This is a genomic window from Bradyrhizobium sp. SOJA106, from assembly GCF_059448745.1.
This window is the reverse complement of record NZ_CM182549.1, coordinates 3378163-3392465: the sequence shown is the minus strand read 5'-3', so window position 1 is coordinate 3392465 and position 14303 is coordinate 3378163. Positions and strand designations below refer to the sequence as shown.

Below are 14303 nucleotides of genomic sequence, written 5' to 3'. Positions count from 1 at the left end.
GGGCAACGTATGGCGCTGGAGATCAAGATCCTGGACTATGGCGATATCGAGTTGGAATCGAGCTTCCTTGTGCTCGGCCGCGACTGCGGCCGCACCCGCCGCGTCCTCACGCTCGGCTTCCTGATCCTCGGCGGCCCCTACCCGGTCGTGGTCGACACCGGTTATCGCTCCAACCAGATCATGGAAACGCTCGGCATGCGGGGTCTCCAGTACCATGAGCACATGATCGAGAACCAGCTCGCACGCCACGGCGTGCGCATGGGCGACGTCCGCTTCGTCTGCCACACCCATCTGCACATCGACCATGCCGGCAAGGACGATCTGTTCCCGATGAACACGACCGTGGTCGTCAATCGCAAGGAGCTCGAATATTCCGTCTCTGGCCTCATGCATCCGCAATATCCCGCGCCCGACATCAAGCACCTGATCGACCGCCTGCACACCAAGAGCGCGCTGCGCTTCCTCGACTTGGAGATCACCGGTCCGATCGAGTTGATGCCCGGCGTCTATTGCGATGCCGCCAATGCCCACACCGAGGGATCGATGAACATCATCGTCCACACCGCCGACGGCATTGCGACTATCTGCGGTGACGTGATTTACGACTTCAACGACCAGATCGTGACGCCCTTCCACGAAATCCACGACTGGGAGCCGCGCACCACGGGCAACCACGGCACCAGCAAGCGCGCGGAGAAGGCGGCCATCAAAAAGCTGCTGAGCAATTCGCGCTACTTGCTGCCGGTCCACGACCGGCCAGCCAAGATCGAAGGCGGCAATGTCGTGGGGCGCCTGCACGACCAGGTTCCTGGTCCAATTGTACAGTCCCTCCCCCAGCGCAACTGGTTCCCTGCGTGAGCTTTTTTGCGCATGATCTTTTCGGAAAACCGCTCCACACTTTTCCGGATCATGCGCCCGAGGATCGACCGATGACGCATGTCACCCTGCGAAGCGAGTTCGAGAACCTGATCGATCCCTATGCGCCGGTCGCACAGATCGGCACCGGCTTCGACTTCACGGAAGGGCCGATCTGGCATCCGGTCGATCATTACCTGCTGTTCTCGGACATGCCCGCCGACGTGCGCCGGCGCTGGGATCCGCGGCGCGGCGTCATCGAGGTCAAGCGCCCTTCGAACAAGTGCAACGGCATGACCTATGACGCCGAGCTCAATTTGATCGTCTGCGAGCACACGACCTCGTCGCTGGTCCGCGAACGTCCGGACGGGCGGCGCGAGGTGCTGGCTTCGCATTTCGGCGGCCAGGAGCTCAACAGCCCGAACGACGTCTGCGTGCACTCCTCGGGCGCGATCTATTTCTCCGATCCCTGGTACGGCCGCATGCCGGTCTATGGCGTCGAGCGGCCGCGGCAGCTCGGCTTCCAGGGCGTCTATCGCGTCGTGCCGGGCGGCGAGCCGAAGCTCATGGTGGAACGCAACCTGTTCGACCAGCCGAACGGGCTGTGCTTCTCGCCCGACGAGAAGCTGCTCTATGTCAACGACACCGTGCAGGCCTTGATCCGCGTGTTCGACGTCAATGCCGACGGCACGCTGTCGAACGCACGGGTGTTCGCGAGCGGCATCAAGTCCGAGCTCGAGCCGGGCCTGCCCGACGGCATGAAGTGCGACCAGCACGGCAATGTCTGGGTCACCGCCCCCGGCGGGGTCTGGGTCTATTCGCCGCGCGGCGAGCTGATGGGCAAGGTCCGCGTGCCGGAGCTGGTCGCAAACCTCGCCTGGGGCGGGCTGGATTTCCGCACGCTCTACCTCACCTCGACCCATTCGGTATATGCGATCCCGACCCGGGTCGGCCCGCGTCACGAGCCCTATATGAGCGGCCGTCGCGCCGGCGGCGGCGCGGGCCCGAGCTCGTCACCGGCTTCGCCTGTGCTCACAGAGGGCGAGATGCGACTCGATCCGCAGCGCTGCGCCATGATCATCCAGGACCTCCAGAACGACGTTATCATGGACGGCGGCGCTTTCGCCGAATCGGGCGCGCCGGGGCACGCAAAACAACAGCATGTGGTGGAGAATGTACGCCGCCTCGCCGAGGCCGCGCGCTCCCGCGGCGTCGCCATCATCCATGTCTGGTTCGTGGTCGAGCCCGGCGCGCCCGGCGTCACGCTGAACGCACCCTTGTTCGAGGGGTTGGTCGACAGCAAGGCGATGGTGCGCGGAAGCTGGGGCGCCGCGCCCGTCTCAGGCCTTGAGCCGCGGCCCGGCGATTTCGTGGTCGAAAAGATGCGGATGAGCGCCTGGGAAGGCACGCGGCTGGAGACCATCCTGAAGGCCACCGGCCGCGACATGATCATCAACACCGGCGCTTGGACCAACATGTCGGTCGAGCACACGGCGCGGACCGGCGCGGACAAGGGCTATTTCATGATCGTGCCCGAGGATTGCTGCTCGACCATGAATGCCGACTGGCACAATGCCTCGATCAATTTTGCCATGCAGAACGTCGCGGTCGTGACCAGGGCCGACACCGTCATCAGAGCGCTGGGATGAGCTGTGGCAAAGCTCCTGCACCTGTCCTGCTCGCCCCGCGCCGAATCCGTCTCGACGGCCGGCGCGCGCGTTTTTCTCGACGGCTTCCGCCAGGCCCGGCCGGATTGGGACATTGATGTCGTGGACATCTGGCGCGAGCGCATGCCGGAATTCTCCGGTCCGATCGTCGAGGCCAAGTACGCGCGCATGAAAGCTCAGGGCTTGACCGACGCCCAACGCGACAGCTTCGCCGAAGCCGAGCGCATGGCGCTGCGCTTTTCCCTCGCCGATCGCGTGCTGATCTCGACCCCGATGTGGAACTTCGGCCTTCCCTACAAGCTGAAGCAGTGGTTCGACATCATCGTCCAGCCCGGACTCACCTTTCGGTTCGATCCGTCCCAGGGATATCTCCCGCTGCTGCAGGACCGGCCGACGCTGGTGATTATTGCCAGCGGCAGCGATTTTGCCACGGGTATGAACCGCGGCCGCATCGACATGGCAACGCCCTACCTGCGGGAAATCCTGCGCTTTGTTGGAATCCGCGATGTCCGCTTCTTGCTGATCGGTCCAACCACCGGATCGCAGCAGCCGATCGATGCTGCCCGTGAGAGGGCCCATCGGCGCCTCGCGGCCATGGCCGCGAGCTTCTAAAGCGGGATTGTGTAAAGGAGAGACCGATGCCGAGTTCCAATTACCGGTTGTTCGAGCAAGCCATGCGCAAGCGTAAGCCGCTCTTCTGCGTCTATGACGGCTATCCCCGTGAACTCTGTCCCATCATCCTCGGCCATTCGCAACGGCAGGAGAAGGCGCTCACCTATCAGTTCGGCGGTCAAAGCAAATCGGGCCTCCCGCCGCAAGGCGAGTGGCGCTGTCTATGGCTTGCAAAGGTCAGCGCGGCTCAACTTCGCGATGGGCCTTGGCGAACCGGCTCCAGGCATACCCAGCCCCAGGGCTGCGTCGAAACCGTCGAGCTGGATGTAAACCCTCACAGCCCATATCGGCCGACGCGTTCGCTTTCCTCGCCGTCACAGCAAGCGTCGAAGCGCGTCAGTTAACGTCCAGTAGCGCGCCTAGATGGGCTCTAGGAGGGGCGAAAGCCCGGCGGCATCGCTCGCCAGATTCTGTCATCGTTGCGACAATAGGCACGAGAGCCCTCGGGAATGTCTTCGCCGGCGCTTCCGTCGTATGGCTCGTACAGGAGCGCCGGAAACAGCTCGCCGTTGACGATTTTGACCATATCGCCCCGTCGAATGTCGGCGCCGACCATTCTTGTCGAAACAGACATGATTCCTCGCGAAAGCGGACACACGCGCTGAGTAAGCCCGTGGACTGGACAGGCTTGATCTGAGCCTATCTCCAAGCCGCTCCGTGTTCCAACACGCGAAAGGGCTACTCCCCTGGCGGATCACCAACGCTCCCGCGCAATGCCGGATTGATCGATCCGAATGGATCGCACACACAAAAACTCTTTCTGCAGTTCAGCAGATCGTTCTGCTGCGCCAACGCGAACCGCTGCCGGTCCCAGCTGCGTCTCTGAGCAGCAGCGGCCCCGCCAACGCTCTTACAAGATGGCGAGGCCGCCTGCTCTGCGGACTTCGGCGCTGAGCTTCAGTCCGAAGGCCGGAGGATCTTACCCAGAACGGCCGAGGACAGGGATTGCTCTAAAGAGGCACCCAGTCCGGAGCGCCCGCCTGTCACACCAGCGTCATCGGATATGGTCCTGACATGTACGCAGAGACTGCGCGCCTGACGGCTTATTCGACAGTCACGGACTTTGCGAGATTGCGCGGCTGGTCTACGTCGGTCCCCAGAGCTGCGGCGCTGTGATAGGCCAGGAGCTGTAACGGTATCGCAAAAGCGAGAGGCGCCACGACCTCGGGCATTCCGGGCAAGCTCAACGTCGCGCACGCACCGGATGCGCCGAGTGAAGCGCCTCTCTGATCGGTCAACAGGACGACGCGACCTCCACGGGCGATGACCTCCTGCATGTTCGAGATGGTCTTCTCAAACGTCGCGTCACTCGGTGCTATGACCATAACAGGCAGGTCCTGATCTATTAGCGCGATTGGTCCATGTTTGAGCTCGCCCGCCGCATATCCCTCAGCGTGTATGTAGGTTACCTCTTTGAGCTTGAGGGCCCCTTCCAGGGCCAGCGGATAATTGGTGCCACGGCCAATGAACAGGGCGTCGCTCGCCGTACAGACTTTGCTCGCGATCTCGCGGACTTTCGGCTCAAGTTCGAGCGCACAGGCCATATAGCTTGGGGCCTTGGCAAGGCCTCGAACCAGTGAGCTCTCGTCTTCGGCTGAAAGCACGCCGCGACTGCGCCCGGCCGCTATTGCAATGCAGATCAACGTCGCCAGCTGGCAGGTGAAAGCCTTTGTGGAGGCGACGCCGATCTCGGGACCCGCCAGCGTCGGCAGCACCACATGGCTCGCACGGGCCATGGTGGAGCTTTGCACGTTGACGACGGAGACAACACGCTGACCACGGTTCTTGGCGAACTCCAACGAAGCGAGTGTATCCGCCGTCTCGCCTGACTGCGACACAAAGATCGCCAGATTGCCCGCGCCAAGGGGAACATCCCGATAGCGGAACTCCGATGCAACATCGATCTCGACCGGGAGCTGGGCGTAGCGCTCAAACCAGTACTTAGCAATCAAACCGGCGTAGAACGCGGTCCCGCACGCAACAATCGAGACGCGATCGATCTTCCTGAATTCTGCGTCCAAGCCTGCCGGCAGCCTGATTGAACCGTTGCGCTGGATATACTGCGCGAGCGTATGCGCGACTACCTTCGGTTGCTCGTGGATCTCCTTGGCCATGAAGTGGCGATGACCGCCCTTTCGAACAACGACAGCCGAGCTGGCGATCTTGGTCGATTCACGACGTAGAGGCGCGCCATTTACGTCCAAGAACTCGATTTGTTCTCGCGTAACGATGGCAACATCGCCGTCCTCGAGATAGGCCACGATATCCGTCAGAGGTGCGAGGGCGATCGCATCCGAGCCGAGGTACATTTCGCCCCGTCCGTAACCGACCGCAAGGGGGGAGCCCTTTCGGGCCCCTATCAGGAGGTTCTCGTGCCCCTCGAACAGGAACACGAGCGCGAACGTTCCTTTCAGGCGCGGGAGCACCCTGCGTACCGCCGCGGCCGGCTCGCACCCGTTCTTTCGTTCGCGACTGACGAGATGCGCAACCACCTCGGAATCAGTCTCGGTCGTGAGGTAGGCGCCGGTTGCCTGGAGGTGCTCGCGCAGCTCTCGATGATTCTCGATGATCCCATTGTGCACAATCGCAACCCCATCGACCATGTGAGGATGCGCATTGTTCTCATCTGGACGGCCATGCGTTGCCCAACGCGTGTGACCGATTCCAATTCGGCCCGAGAGCGGCTGCGAGGCGAGCAGACTGTTGAGATTCGCGAGCTTTCCGACTGCACGACGCCGGGTCAACGAGCCGTTTTCCAGTGTCGCAATACCCGCGGAGTCATATCCACGATATTCAAGCCGTTTCAGCGCATCCAATAGAACAGCAGACGCCGGGCCCTGTCCGACAACGCCAACAATTCCGCACATCATCTGTCTCCAAGCGATTACCAGATCCACGTACCGCAGACCAAGGTTACCGCCTCACGCCGTGAGCCCCCACGAGCTTCTCGACAATCGTTGTAAAACCGTTCGAAGCATCGTAGGTGCCAATTTTAGCAGACGCAGCCGTCGATTGTATGATCATGACGGAGTAGACCTCATGCTCACGTTCCGGAGACCACTCCCATTCCTTCAATTCGAGGCACCGACGAGTCGATCGGCTTGCCTCGGTCCACTCGAGAGCTCGGTGGCGATACGGTTCAACACATGAAGCTTCGGCGACTGCGCCAGACGCAGCAGATTGAACGTAAGGTGGTCCTTCCGGAGCATTGAGAACAGTGTGACTCCGGCCGAATTTGTCGCAAGCGCATAGTCCACCACGAATGCCGTGACAACTGCGGTAGGGTCGCCTCGATATCCCGCGTCATGAAGGTCATTCAACACGTGCTGCGCTGCAATTACCTTCGCGATCAGCGGAGCAACGCTCGCAAATGATCCATACGTCACAAAAGTCATTCTCCGCCCAGAGTTCTGTGACCTCTGCAGGTTCGGCTCGAGCGGGTTGTTTGCGATCTGCAACAGCCGATATGGCGATGATTCATCGATGCCCTCCACTCCAATTTCATTGTTGCCTGCAATCGCGATTGCGCGGGCCTTACCATCCTGGACCACGCGCTCAACCGCTCGGACGATGTCTTCACGGACGGCCTCTTCCCGAGTAGGACGGTGGAGAGCAAGCACGTCTACATAATCCGTCCGAAGACGCCTCAGGCTGTCCTCCATGCTCGTCCTGATCAACTCGGCTGACAGCGGTACTTTGAACGGCTTCGGCTTGATCGCCGAGAGGCGCGGCTGAATTCCGGGAAATAGCGCAAGGGAGGCGCGCGCTATCGGCTTCAGGAAGCGCACGGTGGCGGAAGTCGCGCCCGGGCGCATACCAACCTTCGTGCAGATATGGATGCTGCCGCGCTTGTTGGATGCGAACTGGCCGCAAATCGATTCTGCCATCCCGTCCCCGTAGGACGGCGCGACGTCGTACCAGGTTATTCCCGCGTCGTAGGCGCGCTCCAGCGCTTCAACCCCCACGCGTGTACCGACGCGGCCCCCGAGCGACGCACAGCCAAAGCCAATACTTGAAACCCTGGCCCCAAGTGCTTCGACATCGACTGTCTTCATTGACATCTTCGTTAACCACGACGCTCGCGCTCATCTTACCGATGCCAGGTCCACTCGCGCACACGCCCCCGGCCGGCTGCCATATCGAGCAACTCTGCAGGTTTGCAGGACTTCATCGTCATGCAAATGGATGATGACGGGTTTGGTAGGACGCTCTACCCCCTTTGGCTCCTCGGCACCGGATGAAGCGGTGAGGACGTGCGGCAATCGACCGTTCGAGTGGGCCATCGGCAACTCGGATCGGTCGCAGTGATCGGTAGCGCTCATTTGAGCGATGGAGAGGCGGCGACCACAGAGCTCACTTGCAGTGCCAAATCACGGCCGCTCGGCCGTCGAAATCGAGACTAGAAAATGTCAGCACGCTCAGAATCAGATGCAGATGATGTTCTGGTAACGGGAGCGGCGGGATTCATAGGCTTTCATGTTGCCCGCCGGCTGCTCGAAGAGGGGCGCCGGGTCGTCGGATTGGACAATATTAATCCCTATTACGATCCCTCCCTGAAGCGCGCTCGTCTCGACATTTTGCGCCGCGATCCAAGGTTTTCCTTCATGCAGATCGACCTTGGGGATCGATCGACTATGGCGGACCTGTTTGCAAGACATCGCTTTCCGAGAGTCATACATCTTGCCGCTCAGGCCGGTGTTCGGCATTCAATCGATCAGCCGCACGCCTATGTCGACGCCAACATGGTGGGCTTCTTGAACGTCCTCGAGGGATGCAGGCGCCACGGCTGCGAACATTTGATCTACGCATCATCGTCGTCCGTCTATGGCGCCAATACGGAGTTGCCGTTCTCGACTGTGCATAGAACCGATTCCCCCATTAGTCTCTATGCCGCGACAAAGAAGGCAAATGAGTTGATGGCTCACTCTTACAGCCATCTCTATCGCCTTCCCGTGACCGGCTTGCGGTTCTTTACGATCTACGGTCCGTGGGGCCGGCCCGACATGGCAATATTCCTGTTCGCTGATGCGATCATGAAAGGCACGCCAATCAAGCTCTTCAACCACGGCAGGATGCAGCGCGACTTCACCTATATCGATGACGTCACTCGCGTTGTCTCGCGGCTGATCGACCGCGCCCCAGAAGACAGCGCCGGTGCGACGACTGCACCGGCCAAACTCTACAATGTCGGCAATCACCGCCCGGAACCCTTGATGCACGTGGTCCGCCTGCTCGAGACGGAGCTCGGACGAACGGCCCGCAAGGAGATGCTGGCGATGCAGCCGGGAGATGTTCCGGAGACTTTTGCCGACGTGAGCGACCTGATGCAGGATGCCGGCTTTTTTCCATGCACGGCGATCGAAACGGGCGTTCGTCACTTCGTCCGCTGGTACCGCGAGCATTATGGAATATAACGGATCCCGATCTACATGCGTCGATCGCCACCATCACTGCCCTATATGTCGCCTGACCGAAAGAGCATCAGACCGCACGATTTGAGGTCGCACGATTTGCGTGATGGTCGGCGACGGAACGATCAGCCATAGCTCGCCAAAAGATCGCGGCCCCGGCGGGGGGCTAGGATTCGCAGGAGCCGGGGCCGCAACGCTGCGCCGAAGTGGGCTCCGTCGACGCACTACGATCGTAACGACAAACAAGCGACCATTCACCTTGGATTCGTGATCAATCGGGTCAACGGCGGGGTACCCATCAATGATGATGCATTCTCCTACAATAACGACTTGCCATCTGTTCATTGTGGTACGATGACCCAATAGTGACGCGTGGGGCTCGCTGCAGTCATCGGAATGGTTCGGGTGATCCGGAGACATCAATGCCGCGATATTTCTTCCATATCCACGATGGGAATTCAGTTCTCGACGACGTCGGGCTGGATCTCCCTGACATTGTCGCCGCGCGTACCGCAGCGATCGAACTGAGCGGCGAGATCCTCAAGCATGACTTGACGGAACGGCTCTTGCCTCATGTCTTCTGGCAGGTGGAGGTCAGCGACAGCCCCGCTCTCGGCGGCCGGTCGCTATTCGTCCTTCAGTTCTCTGTGGCAGAGTGAGCGGCCCTCTTTCGTTGCAGGCGCGGGAGAGGATTCTTCGGCTACGCTTGGAGAACGCTCCCACCTGACGCGCTACAATCATCGCGGGGTGATACCGTAGCGCGCTCTCCGGTCAGCGGGATCGATCCTATCTACGCTGCCGGTCCTGCATCGAGTTGGTGCCGTCGTCCTGCGAGATGGCGAGCGCAGCCAGCGCCGTGCGATTGCCGACCTCGAGCTTTTGGAAAATCTTGTGCAGGTGCACCTTGATGGTGCCATCAGCAATGTTGAGCCGGCGCCCAATCTCCTTGTTGGAGAGACCGCGAGAGACAAGGCGGATGATTTGCCGTTCCCGTTCAGTGAGCACAGCGAGTGCATTTTCCGGATTTGCGCCCTGCTCCTGAAGGGGGACCTGATCTGTAGGCGCTCCCGAAACGACAGTCGCGCCATGGACAATCTCACGCAAGCACTGCACGAGCGCCTGGCCCGCCATCTCCTTTGGAAGGACACTGTGCCCCGTAGGCAGCCCCGGCGAGACGAGATCGCAATCCTCGCTGGCTGCGAAGAACACCAGACGGGTCGATCGGTTTTCCGAACGGTCGAGCGACTCGTTCAGCAGCGCGATCAACTCCGGCATTGCCGCATCGATGATCGCAATGTCGGGAGCAAGGTCCAGAACTGCCGCAATGCAATTCCCGGCGTCGCCGCAGGACGCAATGACCTCGAAATCGGGTTCTGAGCCGAGTAGATTTGCAAGACCGTGCAAGACCACCGGATGTCGGTCTGCAATCACCACAGTCGCACGACGCATCGGGCGCTCCCTGGCCAGCCGCCCCCTCTTTGTGATTGAAGCTACGGGCCCCCGCCCCTGACGCTCCAATATTGCTTGAACAGCAAAAACCTCATCAATATTCCGAAGTGTCAGTCGTTAGAGCTAAGCGCGTAAACCATAAAGCAGATATCGCACGAGTCAGAAGCTGCAGTATACAGCAAGTTTGCTGCATCGAGTCCCGTAGGACTCCGGTGGTTAATACTCAAAATGGACGCAGGTCGTCTATCCGTTTGCGAAGCTAAAATGACGGTGTGTTGCACTGCATCGTAAACGCACATTCGAGGTTGAACGCGGGGTCCCACGCCATCTCCGGCAGCGGCAAGGGCCACGTCATCCGACCACATCGACGCCGCCAGCCCTATAACCAAAGGTATATAGGCAAAAACGAAGATTCAAATCTAACCTTCAGCAAATGTTATCGAAACGAAATCGGGAGGCTTACACGCAGTCGAAGCTTTTTCAACTCTGTCTTTTCCCAATCCTTGTTCGTTCAAGTTGTATCGTTGCGTTGACGTGGAGGGTGATATGAGGAGGCGACAATCCTGCAAAGTCGTTTTGATTGGACGACACATTCTACTGCGAGAGGGTATTTCCCGAATCCTGCATGCCGCAGATTTCCACATCCTAATGTCGGTCTTGAGTACCGACGAATTGCCAAGCACACTCCAAGCACACCAGCTTCTGTTTGTGATTGTCCACGACACCGACGAGTTCGATCTCGCCCTGAAGCACATCGGATTTGTAAGGGAGCATTATCCAGACGCTCGCGTGGCGATCGTTTCGGACCACTACCGGCCGGAAGAGTTGATTTCGGCCTATAAGGCGGGCGCCAGCGGCTACTTTGCTGACGTCAATTCATGCGACACCTTCACCAAGTCGATCGAACTCGTGACAATGGGCGAAACGGTATTTCCGCCCGCGTTTCTGTCGTTCGTGCTTGATCTCGAGCCTAACCGCAAGGCTCAGCTGCCGGCGAGCGAAGAGCGATCGAGCGTCCTCGTTCCTTCGGAAGCACCGATTGCCCCCCATCTGTCACCGCGCGAGCAGGCAATCCTCTCCTTCTTGGTTGAGGGCAATTCAAACAAATGCATTGCGCGAAAGATCGATATTGCCGAAGCGACGGTGAAGGTTCACGTCAAGGCGATCCTGCGCAAGATACGGGTCCAGAATAGAACTCAGGCCGCGATTTGGGGAATGAACAACGGACCACTGGTCCGGCCTTCCAATGGGCACGCCCTGGCGCTGTCAATCGATCGGGCCGGAGCCCCCAGCCAGGTCCCAAACGGGGGCGGCCATCAGGAGGTCGACATCTCCGACATCCACTAAACCGGGCCGGCAGTTCCAGCGCATCGATCGCTTGAGACGCGCGCCAGATGACTGCGCAGCGAAATGACTTCGAGATTGCGCGAAGATCAGCAGCGGTCCGCGAGCATGTCCTGCGTTTAGATGATGCGGGGCTACGCGTAATGGGTGAAATCGTCACCGACATCCGTGGTCGCTGCAAGATCGTCATGATCTGAAGGCACTCGAACGTCGGCGTCTGCCAACTCGAAGCGCCCGAGCCCCCTGGTTATCGTGGAGCATGATACGATGTCTCCCTCTCTCTGCGCACGCATTGGAGTGGCCGGCGGCGCTTTGATCGTGCTCGCGTTGGCAAGCTTCGCCGCCGCACAGACGCTGACACGAGCAAAGCTTGCTGTGGCCAGCAGCCTGAACCTGCCCGACTATCTCGTTCCGGTCACCGACCCTGACACCGGCGCCACGATCATCCGGATAACAACTCCGGGCCCTCTGGGCGCAGGTTTGGCCTGTCAACGAGCCTATTGCACCCACCGCTATTCGAGTGCGCAGGCGTGGAACGCCGACCAGACCCTGGTTTTGATCGCCAACGGCTGCAACGGACTCTGCTTTCTTGACGGGAAGACATTCGTTCCCTTGTTTCGTCGGCAGCGAGAGGACGAGTGCGAATGGCACCCGCGGGACCCCGAGCGCATGATATGCGTGATTGGGCGCAAGATCTCGCTCTGGCAGCCGCGAACCAATGCCGAGGAAATCATGTTGACGGCCGAGGGCTATCGCGGCCTTCAGTTCGGACCAGGCAAGGGCAATCCCTCCCGGGATGGAAGGCGCATCGCCGTGCGAGGCACGCGTGCAGACGGTATGGTGGTAGCGTTCGCCTTTGATCTCGCGACCCGACAGAAGTTTCCGGACATCGAAGTGGGAAAACTGCCCGGTCGAGACGGCGTCTGCGAGATATCGACCCTGGGCAACTATATCAGATGCAGCCGATGGGTCGACGGAAAGGATGAGGCATTCATCTTCACCGTCGCCGGAGACCTGGTCCAGAGTTGGACCGAACATCATCGGCCGAGCCACGGCGACATGGCCGTTGATGCGGACGGACGCGAGGTCTACGTCGGAATCAGCAAATCGGATCCCGACATATATCAGGTGATCAAGCGCCGGCTGGATGACGGTAAGGTTACCGCCCTCGCTCCGCGCGGCGAAGCCTCACATGCGTCCACGCGCGCGATCGACCGGCCCGGCTGGGTGATCTTGAGCTATGGCGGCGATCCATCCGAGATTGCCCAGCTTCCATCCTTTGCCCCGTTTGCTCGGGAAGTCATCGCTCTGCGAATTGACGGCAGCGGCGAATTTCGGCGTATTGCACACACGCGCAACGTCCCGTACGACTACTGGAGCGAGACCCATGCCTCGCCCTCGCCGGATGGATCGCAAATCATCTGGTCGAGCAATTGGGGGGTCCCGGGTGGCCCTGTATTCGACTTTGTAACACGTCTCGATCAACCCGATCAGACCAGTGCCCTGTCTCGATGATGGCCTCGGCGGCTCCTCTCAGGCGTGCCCCACACGAACCAACGGGCTGTCCGCCGGCGTATGCGTTCGGGCCCGGAGAGCTTTGTTGGCCGCATTGATAACCGAGGGCCGCAAGATCTGGAGCGCGTCCTTGGTCGTTGCCCACCAGGACTGATAGCGAAATCGTCCACGCAATCTTGCAACCCGCAATGCACGTGCGACCGTTTCGGGACCTGGGAGTCCTTGCTTGTCCTGGATAAGGCTCCAGGTCAGATGCTTCAGATCAAGTGTCTCCTGATCAATCTGGGAGAACGACTTGGAGGCCGTAATGCTATCGTGAGATGACATGTCATAGAAGATCAAGCCATCGTCGATCGCCACCATGTCGCCGAAGCAGGCGAGATCGACGAAGAACAACTGGTCGACCCCCCACCTGATCGACTTGTAATTTCGCATCCGACAGCCGGCCCGGATGACCTCGCTATTGATCAGCAAGGTCGACGGAACGATCCCCAGCGCCCGGGTCTTGCCGACCAAATAGAGGTCAGTCAGGCACTGCTGGCTCGAATACACCGTGACACGCCCTCCTCGCCGATACCTTATTCCGGTGTCCTGGATGAGATGAGACGTGGAGGTCATGAAGGCCGCGGTAGGGTACATACCTGCCATCTGCGCGAAGGTCTCAAGTGAACCTGGCGTGAGCCAGTCATCGTCGTGCAACAATTTGATCCAGTTGCCACGGCAGGCGACCATCGCATTGTTGGTATTCTCGACCTGGCCCGGCTCTCCGTGGTTCTCGACAATCCGAATACGCGGATCGTTCCGCGCGTACTCGGATACAATACTCCAAGTCGAGCCCTCCGGCCCTTCGTCGTCACTGACCACCATTTCCCAATCGGAGTACGCCTGCTGCAGTACGCTCTCGATCGCGCGGCGAATCAAATCCGGCCGGCGAAAGGTCGGAATCGCGACTGAAATGAACGGACGAACGTCCGCACCCCGAATGCTGTCGGTCCCGCCGATTTGCAACGGATTCATCGCCTTTTCCTTCAGGCTCACTTGATCAAGGTGTCCGGCCCGGACGAGCCAGGAGCGATGCCCCTTTGACCTTGCGAAGCGGTCCGAACGTGCCGGGTGGCGCGACGCGCCTACGCTAGGCAGCTCGGTAGGCCCGGTCATCCTGCGTTCGCATGACGCTGATCATCCCGAGGCGCGACGTTTGGAAGCAGTGGAACCGATCGATTCTCATCGTGCATGATTTCTATCGTGCAAACGAAGGATGGCTCGCCGCTTCAATCAGCCTACGCTCTGCGACGAGCTAATCACAAAACATGGGTGTACAGTCCTTTGCACAGATTGCACCAACTGCTCGCGCGAATCCGGGAGGAGCCTGATAAGTTCCGCTTCCTGC

The 14303-nt window shown here is 60.0% G+C and carries 13 protein-coding genes; 8 read left to right on the top strand and 5 right to left on the bottom strand.

Annotated features, from left to right (window positions below):
• Positions 1 to 9 precede the first annotated feature (9 nt).
• The 4 genes from AC5V87_RS15150 (at position 10) to AC5V87_RS15135 (ending at position 3538) form a co-directional block, all read left to right on the top strand.
• Complete coding sequence (locus AC5V87_RS15150) at positions 10 to 858, top strand: MBL fold metallo-hydrolase (protein ID WP_063694536.1); 849 nt, start codon at positions 10 to 12, stop codon at positions 856 to 858.
• Between the two features lie 71 nt (positions 859 to 929).
• A complete protein-coding gene (locus AC5V87_RS15145; protein ID WP_495371458.1) occupies positions 930 to 2504 on the top strand; it encodes an isochorismatase family protein in 1575 nt (524 codons plus the stop codon).
• Positions 2505 to 2507: 3 nt separating this feature from the next.
• Positions 2508 to 3134 carry an FMN-dependent NADH-azoreductase gene (locus AC5V87_RS15140; protein ID WP_495371457.1) on the top strand — a complete coding sequence of 209 codons (627 nt, stop codon included), beginning with the start codon at positions 2508 to 2510 and terminating at the stop codon, positions 3132 to 3134.
• Between the two features lie 26 nt (positions 3135 to 3160).
• On the top strand, positions 3161 to 3538 hold the full coding sequence (locus AC5V87_RS15135; RefSeq protein WP_456839326.1) for a hypothetical protein: 378 nt from the start codon (positions 3161 to 3163) through the stop codon (positions 3536 to 3538).
• A gap of 26 nt (positions 3539 to 3564) precedes the next feature.
• On the opposite strand, the gene AC5V87_RS15130 is transcribed toward AC5V87_RS15135, so the two are convergent.
• From AC5V87_RS15130 to AC5V87_RS15120, 3 genes are all read right to left on the bottom strand, one after another.
• Positions 3565 to 3768, bottom strand: a complete 204-nt coding sequence (locus tag AC5V87_RS15130) for a hypothetical protein (RefSeq protein WP_456839327.1) — start codon at positions 3766 to 3768, stop codon at positions 3565 to 3567.
• A 469-nt stretch (positions 3769 to 4237) separates the two neighbouring features.
• Positions 4238 to 6061, bottom strand: a complete 1824-nt coding sequence (gene glmS / locus AC5V87_RS15125) for a glutamine--fructose-6-phosphate transaminase (isomerizing) (protein ID WP_495371456.1) — start codon at positions 6059 to 6061, stop codon at positions 4238 to 4240.
• A gap of 204 nt (positions 6062 to 6265) precedes the next feature.
• Positions 6266 to 7249 (bottom strand): aldo/keto reductase, encoded by a 984-nt coding sequence (locus AC5V87_RS15120; protein WP_495371455.1) that lies wholly within the window; start codon positions 7247 to 7249, stop codon positions 6266 to 6268.
• 351 nt (positions 7250 to 7600) lie between these two features.
• Here AC5V87_RS15120 and AC5V87_RS15115 point away from each other — a divergent pair, with 351 nt between their 5' ends.
• Positions 7601 to 8608: an NAD-dependent epimerase gene (locus AC5V87_RS15115; protein ID WP_495371454.1), complete on the top strand. Its 1008-nt coding sequence runs from the start codon at positions 7601 to 7603 to the stop codon at positions 8606 to 8608.
• A gap of 419 nt (positions 8609 to 9027) precedes the next feature.
• Positions 9028 to 9264, top strand: a complete 237-nt coding sequence (locus AC5V87_RS15110; RefSeq protein ID WP_456839331.1) for a DUF6894 family protein — start codon at positions 9028 to 9030, stop codon at positions 9262 to 9264.
• Positions 9265 to 9391: 127 nt separating this feature from the next.
• Here the strand turns inward: AC5V87_RS15110 and AC5V87_RS15105 are convergent, their stop codons facing one another.
• The gene (locus AC5V87_RS15105; protein ID WP_495371453.1) at positions 9392 to 10054 is read right to left on the bottom strand and encodes a LuxR C-terminal-related transcriptional regulator; all 663 of its coding nucleotides are present in this window, start codon (positions 10052 to 10054) and stop codon (positions 9392 to 9394) included.
• Between the two features lie 657 nt (positions 10055 to 10711).
• Here AC5V87_RS15105 and AC5V87_RS15100 point away from each other — a divergent pair.
• Positions 10712 to 11401: a LuxR C-terminal-related transcriptional regulator gene (locus tag AC5V87_RS15100; RefSeq protein ID WP_456839333.1), complete on the top strand. Its 690-nt coding sequence runs from the start codon at positions 10712 to 10714 to the stop codon at positions 11399 to 11401.
• Between the two features lie 264 nt (positions 11402 to 11665).
• Positions 11666 to 12913 (top strand): YncE family protein, encoded by a 1248-nt coding sequence (locus tag AC5V87_RS15095; RefSeq protein ID WP_456839334.1) that lies wholly within the window; start codon positions 11666 to 11668, stop codon positions 12911 to 12913.
• Between the two features lie 18 nt (positions 12914 to 12931).
• Here the strand turns inward: AC5V87_RS15095 and AC5V87_RS15090 are convergent, their stop codons facing one another.
• Positions 12932 to 14071, bottom strand: coding sequence for a glycosyltransferase family 2 protein (locus tag AC5V87_RS15090; RefSeq protein ID WP_495371452.1), 1140 nt, complete (start codon positions 14069 to 14071; stop codon positions 12932 to 12934).
• Between the last annotated feature and the right edge of the window lie 232 nt (positions 14072 to 14303).

Coding starts and splice junctions, on each gene's coding strand:
- AC5V87_RS15150 (WP_063694536.1), top strand. CDS start 10: ATGGCGCTGGAGATCAAGATCCTGGACTATGGCGATATCGAGTTGGAA.
- AC5V87_RS15145 (WP_495371458.1), top strand. CDS start 930: ATGACGCATGTCACCCTGCGAAGCGAGTTCGAGAACCTGATCGATCCC.
- AC5V87_RS15135 (WP_456839326.1), top strand. CDS start 3,161: ATGCCGAGTTCCAATTACCGGTTGTTCGAGCAAGCCATGCGCAAGCGT.
- AC5V87_RS15130 (WP_456839327.1), bottom strand. CDS start 3,768: ATGTCTGTTTCGACAAGAATGGTCGGCGCCGACATTCGACGGGGCGAT.
- glmS (WP_495371456.1), bottom strand. CDS start 6,061: ATGTGCGGAATTGTTGGCGTTGTCGGACAGGGCCCGGCGTCTGCTGTT.
- AC5V87_RS15120 (WP_495371455.1), bottom strand. CDS start 7,249: ATGAAGACAGTCGATGTCGAAGCACTTGGGGCCAGGGTTTCAAGTATT.
- AC5V87_RS15115 (WP_495371454.1), top strand. CDS start 7,601: ATGTCAGCACGCTCAGAATCAGATGCAGATGATGTTCTGGTAACGGGA.
- AC5V87_RS15110 (WP_456839331.1), top strand. CDS start 9,028: ATGCCGCGATATTTCTTCCATATCCACGATGGGAATTCAGTTCTCGAC.
- AC5V87_RS15105 (WP_495371453.1), bottom strand. CDS start 10,054: ATGCGTCGTGCGACTGTGGTGATTGCAGACCGACATCCGGTGGTCTTG.
- AC5V87_RS15095 (WP_456839334.1), top strand. CDS start 11,666: ATGTCTCCCTCTCTCTGCGCACGCATTGGAGTGGCCGGCGGCGCTTTG.
- AC5V87_RS15090 (WP_495371452.1), bottom strand. CDS start 14,071: ATGACCGGGCCTACCGAGCTGCCTAGCGTAGGCGCGTCGCGCCACCCG.